Source organism: Tardiphaga sp. 37S4 (assembly GCF_021044645.1).
Classification (GTDB): domain Bacteria; phylum Pseudomonadota; class Alphaproteobacteria; order Rhizobiales; family Xanthobacteraceae; genus Tardiphaga; species Tardiphaga robiniae.
The window spans coordinates 441,306-458,413 of sequence record NZ_CP088008.1; the positions used below are offsets into that span (position 1 = coordinate 441,306).

Annotated in this window: 15 protein-coding genes and 1 tRNA gene; 15 read left to right on the plus strand and 1 reads right to left on the minus strand. The window is 60.2% G+C overall.

The window, feature by feature from the left end; all coding sequences use genetic code 11:
* Window positions 1-11: 11 nt before the first annotated feature.
* The 15 genes from boxA (at window position 12) to LPB73_RS02160 (ending at window position 16,574) form a co-directional block, all read left to right on the plus strand.
* Entirely contained in the window at window positions 12-1,205 is a 1,194-nt protein-coding gene (gene boxA, locus LPB73_RS02090) for a benzoyl-CoA 2,3-epoxidase subunit BoxA (protein WP_231079441.1), read from the plus strand.
* A gap of 93 nt (window positions 1,206-1,298) precedes the next feature.
* Complete coding sequence (locus LPB73_RS02095) at window positions 1,299-3,188, plus strand: feruloyl-CoA synthase (protein WP_231079442.1); 1,890 nt, start codon at window positions 1,299-1,301, stop codon at window positions 3,186-3,188.
* Between the two features lie 618 nt (window positions 3,189-3,806).
* Window positions 3,807-4,526, plus strand: coding sequence for an aspartate/glutamate racemase family protein (locus LPB73_RS02100; RefSeq protein ID WP_120287977.1), 720 nt, complete (start codon window positions 3,807-3,809; stop codon window positions 4,524-4,526).
* Between the two features lie 75 nt (window positions 4,527-4,601).
* The gene (locus LPB73_RS02105) at window positions 4,602-5,462 is read left to right on the plus strand and encodes a VOC family protein (protein ID WP_231079443.1); all 861 of its coding nucleotides are present in this window, start codon (window positions 4,602-4,604) and stop codon (window positions 5,460-5,462) included.
* The gene (locus LPB73_RS02110) at window positions 5,462-6,583 is read left to right on the plus strand and encodes a M14 family metallopeptidase (RefSeq protein ID WP_231081038.1); all 1,122 of its coding nucleotides are present in this window, start codon (window positions 5,462-5,464) and stop codon (window positions 6,581-6,583) included. Before LPB73_RS02105 ends, LPB73_RS02110 begins: the two co-directional genes overlap by 1 nt.
* Window positions 6,584-6,604: 21 nt before the next feature.
* On the plus strand, window positions 6,605-7,618 hold the full coding sequence (locus tag LPB73_RS02115; RefSeq protein WP_231079444.1) for a quinone oxidoreductase family protein: 1,014 nt from the start codon (window positions 6,605-6,607) through the stop codon (window positions 7,616-7,618).
* Window positions 7,615-8,049 carry a PaaI family thioesterase gene (locus LPB73_RS02120; protein ID WP_231079445.1) on the plus strand — a complete coding sequence of 145 codons (435 nt, stop codon included), beginning with the start codon at window positions 7,615-7,617 and terminating at the stop codon, window positions 8,047-8,049. Before LPB73_RS02115 ends, LPB73_RS02120 begins: the two co-directional genes overlap by 4 nt.
* A 90-nt stretch (window positions 8,050-8,139) precedes the next feature.
* Window positions 8,140-9,714, plus strand: coding sequence for an ABC transporter substrate-binding protein (locus LPB73_RS02125; protein WP_231079446.1), 1,575 nt, complete (start codon window positions 8,140-8,142; stop codon window positions 9,712-9,714).
* Between the two features lie 14 nt (window positions 9,715-9,728).
* Window positions 9,729-10,697: an ABC transporter permease gene (locus tag LPB73_RS02130; RefSeq protein ID WP_231079447.1), complete on the plus strand. Its 969-nt coding sequence runs from the start codon at window positions 9,729-9,731 to the stop codon at window positions 10,695-10,697.
* Between the two features lie 3 nt (window positions 10,698-10,700).
* Window positions 10,701-11,546, plus strand: a complete 846-nt coding sequence (locus LPB73_RS02135) for an ABC transporter permease (RefSeq protein WP_093756969.1) — start codon at window positions 10,701-10,703, stop codon at window positions 11,544-11,546.
* Window positions 11,547-11,553: 7 nt separating this feature from the next.
* Complete coding sequence (locus tag LPB73_RS02140; protein WP_414716849.1) at window positions 11,554-12,576, plus strand: ABC transporter ATP-binding protein; 1,023 nt, start codon at window positions 11,554-11,556, stop codon at window positions 12,574-12,576.
* Window positions 12,554-13,543 (plus strand): ABC transporter ATP-binding protein, encoded by a 990-nt coding sequence (locus LPB73_RS02145; protein WP_231079449.1) that lies wholly within the window; start codon window positions 12,554-12,556, stop codon window positions 13,541-13,543. Before LPB73_RS02140 ends, LPB73_RS02145 begins: the two co-directional genes overlap by 23 nt.
* 24 nt (window positions 13,544-13,567) lie before the next feature.
* Window positions 13,568-15,076 carry a class I adenylate-forming enzyme family protein gene (locus LPB73_RS02150; RefSeq protein WP_231079450.1) on the plus strand — a complete coding sequence of 503 codons (1,509 nt, stop codon included), beginning with the start codon at window positions 13,568-13,570 and terminating at the stop codon, window positions 15,074-15,076.
* Complete coding sequence (locus tag LPB73_RS02155; RefSeq protein ID WP_231079451.1) at window positions 15,073-15,834, plus strand: SDR family NAD(P)-dependent oxidoreductase; 762 nt, start codon at window positions 15,073-15,075, stop codon at window positions 15,832-15,834. Before LPB73_RS02150 ends, LPB73_RS02155 begins: the two co-directional genes overlap by 4 nt.
* 224 nt (window positions 15,835-16,058) lie before the next feature.
* Window positions 16,059-16,574 carry an Lrp/AsnC family transcriptional regulator gene (locus LPB73_RS02160; protein WP_175366291.1) on the plus strand — a complete coding sequence of 172 codons (516 nt, stop codon included), beginning with the start codon at window positions 16,059-16,061 and terminating at the stop codon, window positions 16,572-16,574.
* A 428-nt stretch (window positions 16,575-17,002) separates the two neighbouring features.
* On the opposite strand, the gene LPB73_RS02165 is transcribed toward LPB73_RS02160, so the two are convergent.
* Window positions 17,003-17,077 (minus strand) — tRNA-Thr (locus LPB73_RS02165).
* Between the last annotated feature and the right edge of the window lie 31 nt (window positions 17,078-17,108).

Consider the following 17,108-nt stretch of genomic DNA (forward strand, 5'->3'; position numbering starts at 1 on the left):
CGGGATTTGCCATGAACGCCCCTTTCAAACAGCATCTGATCGATCCGGAAATCTGCATCAGGTGCAACACCTGCGAAGAGAGCTGCCCGGTGGATGCGGTGACGCATGACGACAACAACTATGTCGTCAACGCAGAGATCTGCAATTATTGCATGGATTGCATCTCGCCATGTCCGACCGGCGCGATCGACAACTGGCGTGTCGTCGCGGCGCCGTATTCGCTCGACGAGCAGTTCTCCTGGAGTGACTTGCCGGCGCAGGAGGAGATCGCGGACAATAGCGCTGGTGCGGGCGCCATCGAAGCACTCGAGGATGAAATCGGCGCGTTGCTCGAAGAAGCGCGTAAGGGACTGGGCGGCAAGCCCGTCGCGCCGCTGTCGTCGAGCAAGGCGTCGGTCAATCTTTATAACCGCGGCAAGCCCGCGCTGGCCACGGTGACCGGCAATTTCCGGCTCACCCACGCGACGGCCGACTCCGACGTGCGCCATATCATCTTGGATTTCGGCGAGCAGCCGTTTCCCATCCTCGAAGGCCAGAGCATCGGCATCGTCGTGCCGGGCCTGGGTGCGGATGGCAAGCCGCATCAGGTGCGGCTCTATTCGATTGCGAGTTCGCGCGATGGCGAGAAGCCGAACACCAACAATCTGGCGCTGACCGTAAAACGTGAGGTCGGTGGGCTGTGCTCGAATTATCTCTGTGATCTGCCGCGTGGCGCAAAGGTCGAAGTCACCGGGCCATTCGGTGCCACCTTCCTGCTGCCGAACGATCCGTCGGCGAATGTTCTCATGGTCTGTACCGGCACAGGCTCTGCGCCATTCCGTGGCTTCACGGAGCGCCGCCGGCGCGCGATGCCCGGCGCGCCCGGGCGGCTGCTCCTGTTCTTCGGTGCGCGCCGTCCTGAGGAACTGCCCTATTTCGGTCCGCTGCAAAAGGTTCCGGAGGAGTTGCTGGGCAAGTACTTCTGCTATTCGCGCGTGCCGGGCGAGCCACGGATCTATGTGCAGGATCGTATCCGCAGCGAAGCTGCAGCGATCACGTCGCTGCTGCGCGACGTGCAGACCCACGTCTATATCTGCGGGCTGAAAGGCATGGAAAGTGGCGTTGAAGAGGCCTTCGCCGATATTTGCCGCGCCGCGTCGATGGATTGGTCGGATCTGAAAGCGGCGATGCGCGGCGGTGGAAGATATCACGTCGAGACTTACTGATCGATGTTGCATCCGATCCGAGCCGGCAACGACCGTTTCGATTGAATAGCCCGAATAAGAACAAAGACGGGTACGTTATGGGGGAGAGAAGCGATGGTTCTGGACCGCGACAATGCGGCTGGCTCAGGCAGTCCATTTTTTCTGACGCCGTCGGTTGACGCAGAACAGCGATCCGACGGTACGATCCTTCTTCGATCCGACACAGGGCTGCGTCCCTATGCGCGTTGTGTCGGGGACTGGCTTGAACATTGGGCACAACAGGTGCCGGAGCGGATCTTTCTGGCGGAGCGGTCCAGTCCGGATTTGCCTTGGGTGACGCTGAGCTATGCCGAGACGCTTCGGCGCGTGCGCAGCGCCGCTAGCTGGATTCTTGCACAAGAGATGAGTGCGCAGCGGCCCCTCGCAGTGCTATCGGACAACGGCATCGAGCATGCCGTTCTGGCCCTGGCAGCGATGCATGTCGGTGTGCCCGTTGCTGCGATTTCCCCGGCCTATTCGCTGATGTCGAAGGATTTCGAAAAGCTGCGTGGCGCGATTCAGCTTCTTGATCCCGGTGCCATCTACGTCTCGAACCTGCATCAGTTCGGTCCGGCCCTCGCTGCGATAGGCCCGTTTCACACTGCCGCCGTCATCGGCGGCGGCGCGGCTGCCGGAGCGGGATACTCATACGCCGATGTGATCACGACGCCGGTGAGCGCAGCGATCTATCATGCCTTCGCAGCGGTCGATGCCGATACGATCGCCAAGTTCCTGTTCACGTCGGGATCGACCGGCGCGCCGAAGGCGGTCATCAATACCCAGCGCATGCTGACCTCGAGCCAGCAGGCCAAGGCGCAGACTTGGCCGTTTCTCGAAACTCAGCAGAGCGAACTCGTTCTTCTGGACTGGCTGCCATGGAGTCATACCTTCGGCGGAAATCACAATTTTAATATGGTGCTTCGCAACGGCGGAACGCTTTACATTGATAGCGGCAAGCCCGCACCCGGATTGTTCGCGACGTCGATCGCCAATCTGCGCAACGTCATGCCAACTGTCTATTTCAACGTGCCGCGTGGCTTCGACATGCTTATTGCAGCCCTGCGGAAGGAGGATGGGTTGCGAGAGCGATTCTTCAGCGAGGTGAAGTTCGTCTTCTATGCCGGTGCGGCTCTGCCGCAAAGCACATGGTCGGCGCTGGAGACACTTTCCATCGAAACAATCGGGCGTCCGTTGCCGATGGTCTCCGCCTGGGGGTCGACGGAAACATCGCCGCTTGCGACCGATTGTCATTTTCAGGCGCCAAGATCAGGCAATATAGGCGTGCCTATTCCTGGTACGGAGCTAAAGCTCGTGCCATCTGACGGCAAGTTCGAGGTGCGGGTGCGCGGGCCCAATGTGACGCCGGGCTACTGGAAGGCGCCAGACCTCACCGCGAAAGCTTTTGATGCGGACGGCTTCTATCTGATCGGCGATGCCGTTGCATTTGCAGATCCGGCTCATCCCGAGCAGGGCTTGCTGTTCGACGGGCGCATCGCCGAGGATTTCAAGCTGACATCGGGTACATGGGTCAACGTCGGAACGTTGCGCGTGGCGGGAATCTCCGCGTTGGCGCCGCTGGTTCAAGATATTGTCGTGGCCGGCCATGGCGGCGAGGATGTGCGATTCCTTCTCGTTCCCAATCTGGCTGCCTGCCGCGCGGTGTCCGGCCTGCCGGAATCAGCGAGCATCGATGTCGTGCTTGACTGTGAAAATGTGCGTTCGTCCATAGGGGAAGGGCTCGCAAGACTGAAGGCGGCAGGCGGAGGGTCTTCCACCTATGCAACTTGCGCGCTTTTGCTGGCAGAGCCACTATCTGTCGATGGCGGCGAGATTACTGACAAGGGCTACGTCAACCAGCGCGCCGTTCTTGCGCGCCGTGCAGTCGACGTCGAAGATCTGAACAGAGGGGTCTCGGGTCGCCTGATAATCTGCAAGAGTGTCGAGCAATACGCCCGTCATGCCTAGGACGTTCAGAATCCGAACGATGCTTCGGGATTAAAAATATTGCGTTGATGGAAGGCATCAGGTCGAGCGACCACACGCAAGACTCTGCCGATGCGATCAACTGTCACATGCCGTGTCATGTCGTCGTCACACACCAGCGCGGGCGCCGTGGTCAAATATGGCGCTCTTCCCCAGAGCACATGGACCGGCGCGAGGGCATTCGCGCGCTCCACGAGGTCGCCTTTCCCTCCAGGAGGCGACCTCGTTTGTTTCTGATGAACGGCTCATGCGAAGTGTTCGCGGAACATGTCCGATTCGCATGCGTGCTAAGTTGCACTGAGTTCTACTCCTGGTGCAGACCGAACTCCGGCATTCTTCTCACACAGTGAGATTTCACGCGACACACACGGCAACTCCCGGCGCTGCACGTCGTTGCATCATTCTGGTCTGTCAGGGCCGAGCGAAGAAACGTTGATGCGGCGGAATGAAAAATTTGAAATCCTATTCCGCCGATCGCTCGAACTATGAAGTTTCATCTCAAGCAAACAGAGTATGATCGCTGCGATCCGCAATCGGATTGCGCGGCACTGATGCTATCGTTCCCGTCAAATACATCGACTGGAGAAGCGAGCAATGGTGATGCGGACAATAGGTTTGATTGGTGGAATGAGCTGGGAAAGTACTGCTGTTTACTACCGCCGGCTGAATGAGCAAGTCCGCACGGAGCTCGGTGGGCTCCACTCCGCGGATATTCTGATGCGCTCTATCAACTTCGATGCGATTGTGAGCCTGCAGAAGCAAGGGCGTTGGGACGAGGCCTGCCAGGTTCTTGCTGACATCGCCCGGGATCTGGAAGGAGGCGGTGCCGGTTGCATTCTGATCTGCACCAACACGATGCATAAGCTTGCCGACGAAGTGCAGCAGGCAGTGTCGATCCCGCTTCTTCATATTGCCGATGCGACTGGTGCTGCCGTGAAGGCTGCAGGGTTGCAGCGGCCGCTACTTCTGGCAACGCGCTACACGATGGAGCAGGACTTCTATGTGACGCGATTGCGCGAGGGGTTCGGGCTAGATCCCGTTATTCCGGCTGAGGCCGATCGTGTGTTCATTCACGACATCATCTTCGATGAACTATGCCAAGGTGTTGTTCGCGAGGATTCGCGCCGTCTCTATCTCGATGCGATTGCACGAGGAAAAGAGCACGGCGCTGACGGTGTAATTCTTGGTTGCACCGAGATATGTCTGCTGGTCGGCCCCGAGCACATCGATCTTCCCGTCTTTAATTCAACAATTCTGCACGCGGATGCGGCGCTGGCTTTTTCAATGTCGAAAGAAGAGCCGCGACCACGTGCTGCATGACATCGGCGTGATTGATCTTTGGATTGGCATCGATCTTGCTCGTCTCTCTAACCTGGAAGGCAATGAGGCTTTCGTATGAGTGATATGCGTACCGCGCAACGTAAGATCTCGCCGGTCCTCGACCACGTCGTCATTAACGTGATGGGCCAGCTTGATGAGGCTGCTGCGCAATATACTCGCCTCGGCTTTCAGTTGACGGAGCGCGGTCACCATACGCTCGGCTCCAGTAATAACCTGGCGATCTTCGGCACGAACTATCTCGAACTTCTCGGCTATCTGCCGGGGCGCGAAACGATGCGCGCTGATCTCTGGGCCCATCCACCAGGATTGAGCGGCCTGGTTTTCAAGTCCGTCGATGCCGATCTGGTTTATGCGACACTGAAGGACAATGCTGTTCCCGTCATGGAGCCAATGAGCTTTGCGCGGCCGGTCGAATTGCCGGGCGGCGCCCAAGACGCGCGTTTCAAGGTCATCCGCGTGGCGGGCGAGGTAGTGCAGAATGGGCGCACGTTCTTCTGCCATCACGATACGCCGGAGCTGGTTTGGCGCCCCGAATGGCAGGCGCATGCGAACGGCGCCACTGAAATTGTCGAATTCGTTATCGCCTCGCAGCAGCCGGCGCGAACTGCGGCGCTCTATGAGCGGATGTTTGGTCCACCGCTGTTAACGCCGACCGCGGGCGGATTTTCGTTCAGCGCCGGTGCCGCAACGATTGTCGTGCTCGATCCTGCGGCCGTGGCCGATCGTTATGCGGGCGCGGCGCTGGTGAGCGAGGACGGCACTGACCGCATGGTCGCGTTGGTGTTCAAGGTCGCGTCGCTCAACACGCCGCGCGCCGTATTCGATGCGGCCGGCGTTTCCTTGAAGCCCTATGCGGGCGGCATCATCGTGTCGCATACCGACGCAGCCAATGTCGCTCTGGGGTTCACGGCGTGATGGTAGCGCTCCCTAATGATTTCACTCGGAGTTTTGCGCTCGACTATGACGGCGCGCGCGTGAAGTTTCGCAACGCTGCGAATGACGTCGGCGCTGCGTTGACCACCTACACCCATCCGGCGCTCAAGGGCCCGAATGGCCAGGATCTGTGCATCGACGTGGCGCGGCTCGGTGATCCGCGCGCAGCTTCGCAACTGGTGATCCTCAGCGGTACACACGGCCTTGAAGGCCTCAGCGGTTCGGCGGCGCAGATCGGTTGGATGCAGAGCAATTTTGCACGCGCCCTTCCGCGCGGCGTGTCGATTCTCTTCGTTCACGCGATCAATCCCTACGGCTTTGCCTGGGGGACGCGGACCACCGAGAACAATGTCGATCTCAATCGCAACTTCATCAATTTCGCCGCTCCCCGTCCGGCCAATCCGGGTTATGCGAAGCTTTATCCGCATCTCCTTCCGGAGGACTGGACGCCGGCAGCCCTGCAGATCTACGCCGACGCTGTGGAAGCCTTCAAGGACGAGCATGGCGATGACGGTCTGTTCGACACGCTGGCGCGCGGGCAGTACGACTTCCCGGATGGTTCCAACTATGGCGGCTCCGGGCGCGAGTGGTCCAATCTGACTCTGGAGACCATCGTCGCCGATCATCTCGGCGCGGCCGAGCGTATCGGCTTCATCGATTGGCATACCGGCATCGGTGATTTCGGCGAGTCCTTCTTCCTGTGCTTCAACCCTGAAGGTGGCGCGCTTCATGCGGAAGCCGTGCGCTGGTGGGGGCGTGACCGCATCTTCGGCCAGAAGCCGAACAATTTTGCGCGGCCCAATTATCAGGGACTGGTGTTTCACGGCATGACCAGGTTCCTCGGCGTGCGACCGATGGTCGGCGCAGTGATCGAATTCGGTACGCGCGGTACCAAGGTTCGTCGCGCCTTGCAGCTCGATCTCTGGCTGAAGTTCAAGGCCGAGAAAGACAGCGAGCGCGTTCGCATGCTGCGCGCAGACCTGCACGATTGCTTCGTGCCCGTGTCGTCGCACTGGCGTGAAGAGACCACAGAACAAGCCATTTCCATCACTCAACAGGCGGTGGAGGGGCTGGCAAGCTGGTCCCTCTCTGCCGCAGCCTGAACCAACGGAGCGAGATAGATCATGCGAGCAGTTGTCCTTTACGAACACGGCGATAACGATAAGCTGCAATTCACGGCGGATTATCCGACGCCGAAGGCCGGCGAGGGCGACGTTGTTGTCCGCGTGCGGGCATCGTCGATCAACTATCACGACGTTTTCACCCGCCGCGGTATGCCCGGCATCAAGGTGCCGCTGCCTGTCATCATTGGCCTCGACGTGGTCGGTGAGATCACCGAGCTTGGCGCGGGCGTCACTGGCTGGAACATCGGTGATCGCGTGCTGATCGATCCGGTCAACCGCGTCGAAGGTGGCCTGATGGGCGAGACCCAGGACGGCGGACTCGCCGAATTCTGTCGCGCCAAGGCGCATCAGCTCGTCAAGATTCCGGAAGGTGTCAGCTTTGAGCAGGCGGCCGCGCTGCCGGTCGCCTATGGCACCGCAATCCGCATGATGAACACCATCGGCCAGATCAAGGCCGGCGAGAAGGTTCTGATTTTGGGCGCCAGTGGTGGCGTCGGCGTATGTTGCGTTCAGCTCGCCAAGCTAGCAGGTGCTTATGTGATCGCCTGCGCCGGCAGCGAGGAGAAGGGCAAGAGGCTCACGGAGCTCGGCGCGGACGAGATCATCCTCTACACGCAGTCCGATTTCATGAAGACGATCTATGAGCGCCACGGCAAGCCGCATCGTCGTCGCTTCGTCGAAGGCGGCGGTGTCGACGTGGTCGTCAACTTCACTGGCGGCGATACCTGGGTGAAATCGCTGCGCTGTCTGAAGCTCGGCGGCCGCATTCTGACCTGCGGCGCGACTGCCGGCTACTCGCCTACTGAAGATCTTCGCTTCATTTGGACTTTCGAACTGGAGATCAAGGGCTCCAACGGCTGGGAACGTGACGATATCACAAAACTGTTCGATCTCGTCGCAGCCAAGAAGCTGCAGGTACTGATCGACAAGACCTATCCGCTGGAAGAAGCGAAGGAAGCTGTGCGCGTCATTGAGGATCGTGCGGTATTCGGCAAAGTCGTGGTGACGCCGTGAGCAAGTCCGACGTCAAGACGCTGACGGCCCCTGAGATTCAGCAAATGCTGGATGTGTCGCCGTTCAACCTGTTCCTCGGCCTTGAGGTGATCAAGGCCGATCCGGTAACGCAGGAAGTGACGATGCGCTCGCCGATGCGGCCGGAATTCGAACGCCGCCCGGGCTCCAAGCAATGGCATGGCGGTGTCATTGCCTCGGTCATCGACACCGTTGGCGATTTCGCCGTCGGCATGATGGTCGGGCGCGGCCTTCCGACCGTGAACTTCCGGGTCGATTACCTGAAGCCGGCTGTCGATACCGCCTTGGTCGCCGTGTCGCGGGTGCGCCGTGCCGGCAAGAGCGTCGGTGTCGCTGACGTCGATGTGTTTGACGAAAAGGGGGCGCTGCTCGCCATCGGCCGCGGCACCTATTCGACGCTTGAAGCAAAATAATAGCAGGACCGGGCGGCGCACGATGGCGGACCGGTTCCTGTCTGCAACAAAGGAAGAACAATGAGCGGTTTTAGCAGACGTGATTTTTTGATGACGACAGCCGGTGCTGCTTTGGCCTCCGGCTTTGCCGGTTCTTCCAAGGCGGCAACCGGGGCGCCGAAGCGCGGCGGCACGCTGGTCGGCACATGGGGCGGATTTGAGCCGCAATCGCTGTTCGTTCCAGCGGGGGGCGGCTCCAGTCCGTATTTCACGTCGACCAAGGTGTTCGAGCGGCTCATCCGCCTGACCGCCGACCTCAAATTCGAGCCGGTGCTGGCTCTCGGGATCGAACCGGCAGAGGATTTCCGCAGCTACACGATCAAGCTACGTCCGAACGTCACCTGGCATGACGGCAAGCCACTGACCTCGGACGATTTGGTCTTCAATGCGATCCAATACTGGAAGCCGATCTCCGCTGGCGTCACGCTCGATGCTCTGCTGACCGCGGAGGCCGTGGATCCGCTGACCGTGGTGCTGAAATTCAAAGTGCCGGTGCCAGAGTTCTTCCTCAAGTCCGTGCTGGCCGGCAAAGCCGGTCTCGTCATTCCCAAGCATATCTATGACGGGTCGAACATCATTACCAATCCGATCAACAACACACCGATCGGCACCGGTCCTTTCAAGGTCAAGGAGTGGGTGCGCGGCAGCCATGTCGAATATGCCCGCAATGACAATTATTGGAATGCTGGCAAGCCCTATCTCGACAAGCTAGTGATCCGCTGGTGGCGAGATCCGGCGTCGCGGTCGGCTGCGTTCGAGGCCGGCCAGCTTGACATAGGCACGTTTAATCCGATCCCTGCGCCGGACATCGCGCGCCTGACCGGCACCAAGAAATTTGTCGCCGAGACCAAAGGCTATTCGAACTCGGCGTGGATCACGAGCGTCGAGTTCAATCAGCGTCGCGAGATCTTCAAGAAGCGCGAGGTGCGTCAGGCCCTGCTTCATGCGATCGACCGCAGCTTCATCGCGGATACGGTTTTCTTCGGTCGCGCGCGTCCCTCGCTTGGCGCTCTCCATTTCTCGAATTCGATCTTCTTCACCAAAGACGTCCAGGATTATCCGTTCGACGTCAAGAAGGCTGCCGCGTTGCTCGATGCTGCCGGCTATCCGGTGAAGGCCGGTTCGCGCTTTAAGATGAGCCTGGTATCGGCCGGGTGGTTCGAGGAAAACGTCAAGATCGGTCAGTACCTGAAGCAGGCTTTCGAGGACGTCGACATCACCGTCGACCTGGCTATCCCCGATCGCGCGACCTCGCTGAAACGCATCTACACCGACTATGACTATGACGTCGCGGTATCGAACAATTCAGCCAGCATCGAGCCGATCCCGCAGACAACGCAATACTACACCACCGACGGTATCGTGAAGGGGGCGGCCTTCCGCAACGCCACGGGCTATTCCAATCCGAAGATGGACGAAACCGTCAGCAAGATGGCGATCGAGACCGATGAGAAGAAGCGCGTATCGCTGGTGCACGAGTTCGACAAGCTCGCAGCGAGCGACGCGCCGGTCCTTCCGATGGTCGACCTTGAACCCGTGACGATCGCTCGTTCTGACGTTCGCGATCATTCGCTAACCGCGGACTTCATGGGCGAAAGCTGGGCCGAGGTCTGGCTGGACCGCTGAGAGCGGAGGCAAACGTGCGTCGCATCATCATCCGCAGGCTCGTGCAAATCATCCCGTTGATCTTTGCGGTCATCGTGATGAACTTCGTGCTGATCCATCTGGCGCCGGGGAGTCTGTTCGACGTCATGACGTCCGAACAGCAGATCACCGATCCGAAGATGCTGGATCAGCTGCGTCGCACCTACGGCGTCGATCAGCCGGTGTCGGTGCAGCTTGCCAAATATATCTGGTCGGTGATGCGGCTCGATCTCGGCTATTCGTACCGGCAGAACGCACCGGTGTTTGATGTGATCATGCAGCAGCTTCCGGCGACGTTGATCCTGATGCTGGCGGCAATCGGAATTGCTTTGCTCGTTGGCGTCACCGCCGGCGTGCTGGCGTCGATCAAGGTCAACACAATCTGGGATAATCTGATCTCGCTCGGTGCGGTATTCTTCTTCGCTGCACCGAGCTTCTGGCTTGGCATTATGATGACGGTGATGTTTGCGGTGAAGCTCGGCTGGTTTCCGGTGGGCGGCATGCGCACCATAGGCGTCGACGAAAGTGCATTCGGTGCCGTTCTGGATGTGATGCATCATCTCGTCCTTCCCGCGACGGCACTGGGACTGTTCTACGCAGCGACCTTCGCGCGCGTGATGCGGGCCTCAATGTTGGAGGTGGCCCGGCTGGATTTCGTGCGGACGGCGCGTGCCAAAGGCCTGTCGGGCGGACGCGTGGTCATGGCGCATGTGATGCGCAACGCGATGTTGCCGATCGTCACGCTGCTCGGATTGCAGCTTGGCACCATGCTCGGCGGCAGCGTCGTCATCGAGGCCGTGTTCAGTTGGCCCGGCATCGGCAGCCTGCTGTTCGACAGCGTGATGAGTCGCAACTTCCCCATGGTGCTCGGCGTGCTCGTCCTCGGCTCGCTGCTGGTCGCGGTCTGCAATGCCACGGTCGACCTGCTTTATCTGCGGCTCGATCCCCGCATCAAGGCGAGGTAGATCATGCTGACATTGTTCTTCGACTTCGCCCGGCGCTTCGCCCGCAACCGCGCGGCGCTGGTCGGTCTGTTTCTCGTCCTGGTCGTCGTCGGTGTTGCTATTGCCGCGCCATGGTGGTTCCCGCGCAACCCGCTTCGTATTGTCGGGCGGCCGGAGATCTGGCCCTTCATGTCGTCGCGTTATCCGCTTGGCACGGATTCTTTGGGTCGTGACATTGCAGCGATGATTGCCCACGGCGCCCGCACCACGCTTCTGATCGGCCTCTGCGCCAGCCTGACCGCCACCATCATCGGCATCACCGTTGGCGCCACTGCGGCCTATGTCGGCGGCTGGGTCGATGAGCTGCTGATGCGCCTGACCGAATTGTTCCAGACCATCCCGAACCTGATCTTCGTGCTGACCATCGTGTCGATCCTCGGGCAGAAGATTGAATATGTGACAATCGCCGTGGGCGTCGTGACCTGGACGCCGATCGCACGGCTGACGCGTGCCGAGTTCATGTCGCTGCGCGATCGCGAATTCGTGCAGGCCTGCCGCGCCATGGGGATGGGCAGCCTGCGGATCATGTTCGGCGAGATACTGCCGAATGCACTGCCGCCGGTGATTGTGCTGTCGTCGCTGGTCGTTGCGGGCGCCGTTCTGTTCGAGTCCGCTGTAGCATTCCTCGGGCTCGGCGATCCCAATGTCACCAGTTGGGGACAGCTGATCGGGGACGGTAGGACGCTCATCCGCTCGTCCTGGTACATCTGCGCGGTGCCGGGTCTCGCGATCATGCTCACTGTGCTGGCGCTCAACCTTGTGGGCGATGGCCTCAACGATGCGCTCAACCCCAAACTGCGGGACCGCTGAGATGATCATGGGCAGCAAAGCCGGTCCAGCGCCGATCCTCTCCATTGAGAACCTGCAGGTGTCGTTGTTCACGCGCCGTGGCGTGTTGCCTGCGGTCGATGGTCTATCGCTGACAGTCTCGGCCGGCGAGACTCTGGCCATCGTCGGTGAATCCGGCTGTGGCAAGTCGTTGACGGCGCTGGCGATCATGCGGTTGTTGCCGAACCCGCCGGCAAAGATCGTCGGTGGCGCCGTCCGCTTCATGGGGCGTGATCTCGCTGCCTTGTCCGAGCGCGAGATGCAGCGGGTCCGCGGCAAGGACATCTCGATGATTTTCCAGGATCCCATGACATCGCTGAACCCTGTGGTCGCGGTTGGGGATCAGCTGATCGAGGCAATCAGGCGCCACAATGACGTGTCGCGTCACGAGGCGAGAGACCGCGCGGTCGAGTTGCTGCGCCGGGTGCGTATCCCGGATGCGGAACGCCGCTTCAACGATTATCCGCACCAGATGTCCGGCGGCATGAGTCAGCGCGTCATGATTGCCATGGCGATTGCCTGTGGGCCGAAGCTCCTGATCGCCGACGAACCGACCACGGCGCTCGACGTCACCATCCAGGCGCAGATCATCGAGCTGATGAAGGAATTGCAGTCCTCATCCGATATGGGCCTTATCATTATCACCCATGATCTCGGCGTGGTTGCGGAAGTCGCCGACCGGGTGGCCGTGATGTATGCCGGCCGCAAAGTCGAGGAAGCGCCGGTGGAGGCTTTGTTCGAGCGGCCGCTGCATCGCTACACGCGGGGGCTGCTGGGGGCGACGCCGTCGGCACAGCGCCGACGTGGCAGTCGTCTCGTCGAAATTACGGGCAACGTGCCGGCACTGTCCGATTTGCCGCAGGGCTGTGCCTTCCAGAACCGTTGTCCCGATGTACTCGATCGCTGCCGTGCCGAGCGGCCGCAACTGGCGCCGTTGCTGCCGCACCGTTCCGCCGCCTGTTTTGCTGCCGAGAAGGAGTTATCGCGCGATGCCGCTACTATCGGTGCTTAGTCTCTGTGTCCAATACCAGAGCGCACAGGGCGTCGTGCGGGCGGTCGACGATGTGAGTTTCGACCTGGAGCCCGGCGAGACCGTAGGTCTGGTCGGGGAATCCGGCTGCGGCAAGTCCACGCTCGGCAAGGCGATCATGCGTCTGGTGCCGACGTCCGACGGACGCGTCTTCCTCGATGGTGACGATGTCACGCGGATGCAGGCAGGCGCGTTGAAGGCCTCGCGGAAGTCGATGCAGATGATCTTCCAAGATCCTTATGGATCGCTCAATCCACGCCACGACGTCGGCACCATCGTCGGGCAACCGCTCAGCGTCGCTGGCTGGTCGCGCCGTGATATCAAGGATCGTGTCGTTGAGCTGATGGGACAGGTGGGCCTGCCGGCCGATGCGATGCGGCGCTATCCGCATGAGTTCTCTGGCGGCCAGCGCCAGCGTCTCGGCATTGCGCGTGCACTTGCGCTCAAGCCCAAGGTCATCATCTGCGACGAGCCGGTATCTGCGCTGGACGTTTCGGTGCGCGCGCAGGTCATCAATCTGCTTGAGGACCTGCAGCAGGCAACGGGCGTGTCGTATCTGTTCATCTCGCACGATCTCTCGGTCGTCGAGCATATTTCGGATCGGCTGATCGTGATGTATCTCGGTCGTATCGTCGAAACAGGCCGCAGCGAGGATGTCTGGGATAGACCGGCGCATCCCTATACGGAGGCCTTGCTTGCCGCCGCGCCGATCGCCGATCCGCGCACTGCACGGAGCCGCGCCCGGAGCGTGCTGCAGGGTGAGTTGCCAAGCCCGCTCAATCCGCCGCCGGGCTGCAGCTTCAGCACGCGCTGCCCCTATGCACAGGCGCTTTGCCGCGAGGAGCGACCGATGCTGCGCGATGTCTCCGGTGGCCGCAAGGTGGCCTGTCACTACGATCTGCTCGAGCAACCCGCGGCGCTGCCGCGGGTTGCTCGGGTGGCCAATTGAGTTTTCAGAAGTGGAGCATAGCCAATGCGGTGGAATAATCTCGGCGACCTGATCGATCGCAGCGGTGACCTTGATCGGGAGGCGGTCATCGATCTGATCGATCCCGCGCATCCCAGGCGCTACACGCACCGTCAGATCGACGAGATCGCAAACGGGGTGGCCCAGTATCTTGTCGATAGTGGTTACAAGCGCGGCACGCATGTCGCGATCCTGTCGTTTAACCGCGCCGAGTACATCATCTGCTATTTCGGCATCATGCGCGCCGGATGCATCGCTGTTCCGGTCAATATCAAGGCTGCGCGCGATACGGTCGATTTTGTGATGGACGACGCGAAGATCGCGCTGGCCTTCGTCGACAACGCCAATCGGCCGATGGTGCGCGACGACATTCCCGTCATCAATTTCGACGATAACGGCCCAAGCGGCTTTGCTACGACCATCAAGCCTGCCTCGTTCACCGCCGTCGAGACGACGCGGGAAGAGGTCGGGCAGATGCTCTACACCTCCGGCTCCACCGGCCGGCCCAAAGGCGTACCGCTATCGCATTACGGACAACTCTGGGCGATCTCGACACGGACCAGCGGTGCGCTGAATCAGGATGATCGCTACATCATTGCGCAGCCGCTGTTTCACATGAATGGCCTGTTCGCCATCAAGACGATCTTCGCTCAGAATGCGTCTGTAGTGGTGCTGCCGTCGTTCGAGACCCGCAGTTATATTGAGGCCATCGCCAAGTACAAGGTGACCGCCGCCACGGCCGTTCCCACCATGTGGGCCCGTGTCGTCAAGGAAACGGAACTGCTGGCGAAGAACGATATCGCCTCGGTTCGTCGCCTGATGCTTGGGTCGGCGCCGATGACCATGGGTCTGTGGGACAGGATCAAGCAGGCGCTGCCCAACGTCGTGATGACGATGGGTTACGGCACCACGGAAGCGGGGCCGGCTGTGTTCGGTCCGCATCCCGACAAGATCCCGACGCCGCCGTTAGGGTTGGGCTATCCGATCCGCGTGGAGGACGTCCGTCTCGTTAATGGAACCGAAAATGAAGGTGTGCTGTTGATGCGCAATCCAGCAGTGCTGGATCACTATCACAATCTGCCGCAGCAGACCGCCAAGGTGCTGACCGATGGTTGGTATTACAGTGGCGATGTGATGCGCCGCGATGCCAACGGCTTCTATTTCTTCGTGGGCCGAGCGGATGACATGTTCGTCTGCTCCGGCGAAAACATCTATCCGGGCGAAGTCGAAAAGCTTCTGGAACGTCACCCACAGGTCCAGCAGGCGGCAGTAGTGCCGTTGCCCGACGAGGAACGGAGCCAGGTGCCGGTTGCGTTTATTGTCACGCGCGAGCAGCCCACGCCGAGCTTCGACGACATCCGTCAGTTTGCGATCGCCAATGGTCCGGCATATCAGCACCCGCGGCGGGTTGAGTTCGTCCACGAACTGCCTTGGGCGGGCACTAACAAGATTGATCGCAAGGCGCTGATCGACAGGGCGCGGAGCCTGGAAGCCAGTCACGGCTGGTCCGTATGAGCGGGCTAACAGGGAAGATCGCGCTGGTCACCGGTGCAAGCCGGGGGATCGGTCAGGCTATCGCGCTTCGCTTGGCGAAGGACGGCGCAACCGTCGCGATCCATTACAACGCCTCAGTCGATGCCGCGAATGCGACGGTGGCGGCCATTACAGCGGCTGGCGGCGATGCCTTCGCCATCAAGGCTGATCTTTCGGAACGCGGTGGAGCAACCTCCCTGGCCGCTGATCTAGGTGCCGAACTGACCAAGCGTTATGGCAGCCCTGCATTCGATATTCTCGTCAACAACGCCGGTCTTGGAAAACGCGCGGTCATTGAGGATATTTCCGAGGACGACTTCGATCTTCTGCTGCAGACCAATCTGAAATCGCCGTTCTTTCTGATCAAGGCACTGATGCCACATCTTCGCAATGGCGGACGTATCATCAATATCTCGTCGATGGGGACGCGCTCGGCCTATCCGACCATGGCCGCCTACGCGCCGGCCAAAGCGGGTCTGGAAGCGCTGAGCCGCTTGCTGGCCGTTCATCTCGGCGGTCGACAGATCACGGTGAATTCAGTGATGCCCGGTGCGACCGCGACCGACATGAACATCGTCGCGCGCGATCCGGTGGCCAGCCGCGCAGTGGCTGAGACAATCGCGCTCGGCCGGGTCGGGCAACCCGACGATATCGCAAGGGTCGTCGCCTTTCTCGCGTCGGGCGAAGCGGGCTGGGTCACTGGCCAGCAGATCGATGCCAGTGGTGGCCAGCGACTGTAAGAGGCCGCGCGTTCAATCAACGAGCCGATATCACGACACGCGGTAGCGAATTCATCTTAGCGCTGCGTTAGCAGAGGCGTCGCTTTTGACGCCAGCCTGCTGCTCGAATGCGCAGCGATGATAATTGTTTATGCTCGCGAACTTTCAAATCTCGCAATAGCATTGCGTCACGATGGCAATGAACGGCAGAAATATTCTGCGTACACCCTTCATCGGAGGTCACAATGCTCGACGAGCTCGACCGCAAAATTCTCGCGGCACTCCAGGTAGACAGCAGCCTTTCCATGCAGGACCTGGCTGATCGTGTTGGCCTGAGTTCCACGCCGTGTTGGCGTCGCATCCAGAAGCTCGAAAGCTCTGGCTACATCAAGCGACGCGTTGCACTTCTCGATGCAGACAAGCTGAATTTGGGTGTCAGCGTTTTCATCGCCGTGCGAACGAACCAGCATAACGCGGAGTGGGTTCAGCGTTTCCGGAAAATTGTCGTCAGCTTCCCCGAGGTGGTCGATTTCTATCGCCTGAGCGGCGACGTGGATTATCTGATCCGGGCTGTGGTCTCGGACATCCGGGCCTACGACGATCTTTATCAGCGGCTGATCGCCAAGATTGATCTGCATGATGTGTCGTCAATGTTCACGATGGAGCAGATCAAGTCGACGACCGAATTGCCGCTCGTGAATGCTTTGGTGAAGCAGGGCAGGGGCGATATATCTTCGGCGGCGCATTTTCTGTCACATTGAGATGCCGCGGCTCCGAAGCTGCCGCGGAGTGTAATCGTTCGTGTGCCGCGGGCAGCACCGTTCCACGATTTTCGGCTAGAGCGGTACGTGCCGGCCGATCGCATCTGCGTCTTCTACGGTTCGACGAGGGTCGGCAGAGGCATTATGTGGGCCAAACGAAAAACCCGCCGGTTAGGGCGGGCTTCGGCGGTCGTCTCGATTTTGGTCCATCATTCAAAGCCACAAGTGTACTGCCCCCGCGAAGGGGGTCTGTTTCAAGCTCGTTTGAGTCCGGTGATAGGGCTGCTTATGCCGGATGATTGGAACAGGCAGGGAACAGAGCCCCGGATAGTCCCGTATTGAACCGCGATTGGCGTTCTGTTCTGCCGCGAGATGCCTGATTGTCAGGTGCCTCGGTCGGGAGAACTTATTGATTTAACAGGGAAAAATGGTGCTGCCAGACAGGATTGAACTGTCGACCTCTCCATTACCAATGGAGTGCTCTACCACTGAGCTACGGCAGCATGCTGGGTGCAGGAATCAGCCTCGAGGGCG

Excerpts from the sequence above, each read along its gene's own strand:
- LPB73_RS02125 (WP_231079446.1), top strand. The coding sequence starts at position 8,140 with ATGACGACAGCCGGTGCTGCTTTGGCCTCCGGCTTTGCCGGTTCTTCC.
- LPB73_RS02150 (WP_231079450.1), top strand. The coding sequence starts at position 13,568 with ATGCGGTGGAATAATCTCGGCGACCTGATCGATCGCAGCGGTGACCTT.
- LPB73_RS02100 (WP_120287977.1), top strand. The coding sequence starts at position 3,807 with ATGCGGACAATAGGTTTGATTGGTGGAATGAGCTGGGAAAGTACTGCT.
- LPB73_RS02105 (WP_231079443.1), top strand. The coding sequence starts at position 4,602 with ATGAGTGATATGCGTACCGCGCAACGTAAGATCTCGCCGGTCCTCGAC.
- LPB73_RS02155 (WP_231079451.1), top strand. The coding sequence starts at position 15,073 with ATGAGCGGGCTAACAGGGAAGATCGCGCTGGTCACCGGTGCAAGCCGG.
- LPB73_RS02145 (WP_231079449.1), top strand. The coding sequence starts at position 12,554 with ATGCCGCTACTATCGGTGCTTAGTCTCTGTGTCCAATACCAGAGCGCA.
- LPB73_RS02110 (WP_231081038.1), top strand. The coding sequence starts at position 5,462 with ATGGTAGCGCTCCCTAATGATTTCACTCGGAGTTTTGCGCTCGACTAT.
- LPB73_RS02160 (WP_175366291.1), top strand. The coding sequence starts at position 16,059 with ATGCTCGACGAGCTCGACCGCAAAATTCTCGCGGCACTCCAGGTAGAC.
- boxA (WP_231079441.1), top strand. The coding sequence starts at position 12 with ATGAACGCCCCTTTCAAACAGCATCTGATCGATCCGGAAATCTGCATC.
- LPB73_RS02095 (WP_231079442.1), top strand. The coding sequence starts at position 1,299 with ATGGTTCTGGACCGCGACAATGCGGCTGGCTCAGGCAGTCCATTTTTT.
- LPB73_RS02140 (WP_414716849.1), top strand. The coding sequence starts at position 11,554 with ATGGGCAGCAAAGCCGGTCCAGCGCCGATCCTCTCCATTGAGAACCTG.
- LPB73_RS02135 (WP_093756969.1), top strand. The coding sequence starts at position 10,701 with ATGCTGACATTGTTCTTCGACTTCGCCCGGCGCTTCGCCCGCAACCGC.
- LPB73_RS02115 (WP_231079444.1), top strand. The coding sequence starts at position 6,605 with ATGCGAGCAGTTGTCCTTTACGAACACGGCGATAACGATAAGCTGCAA.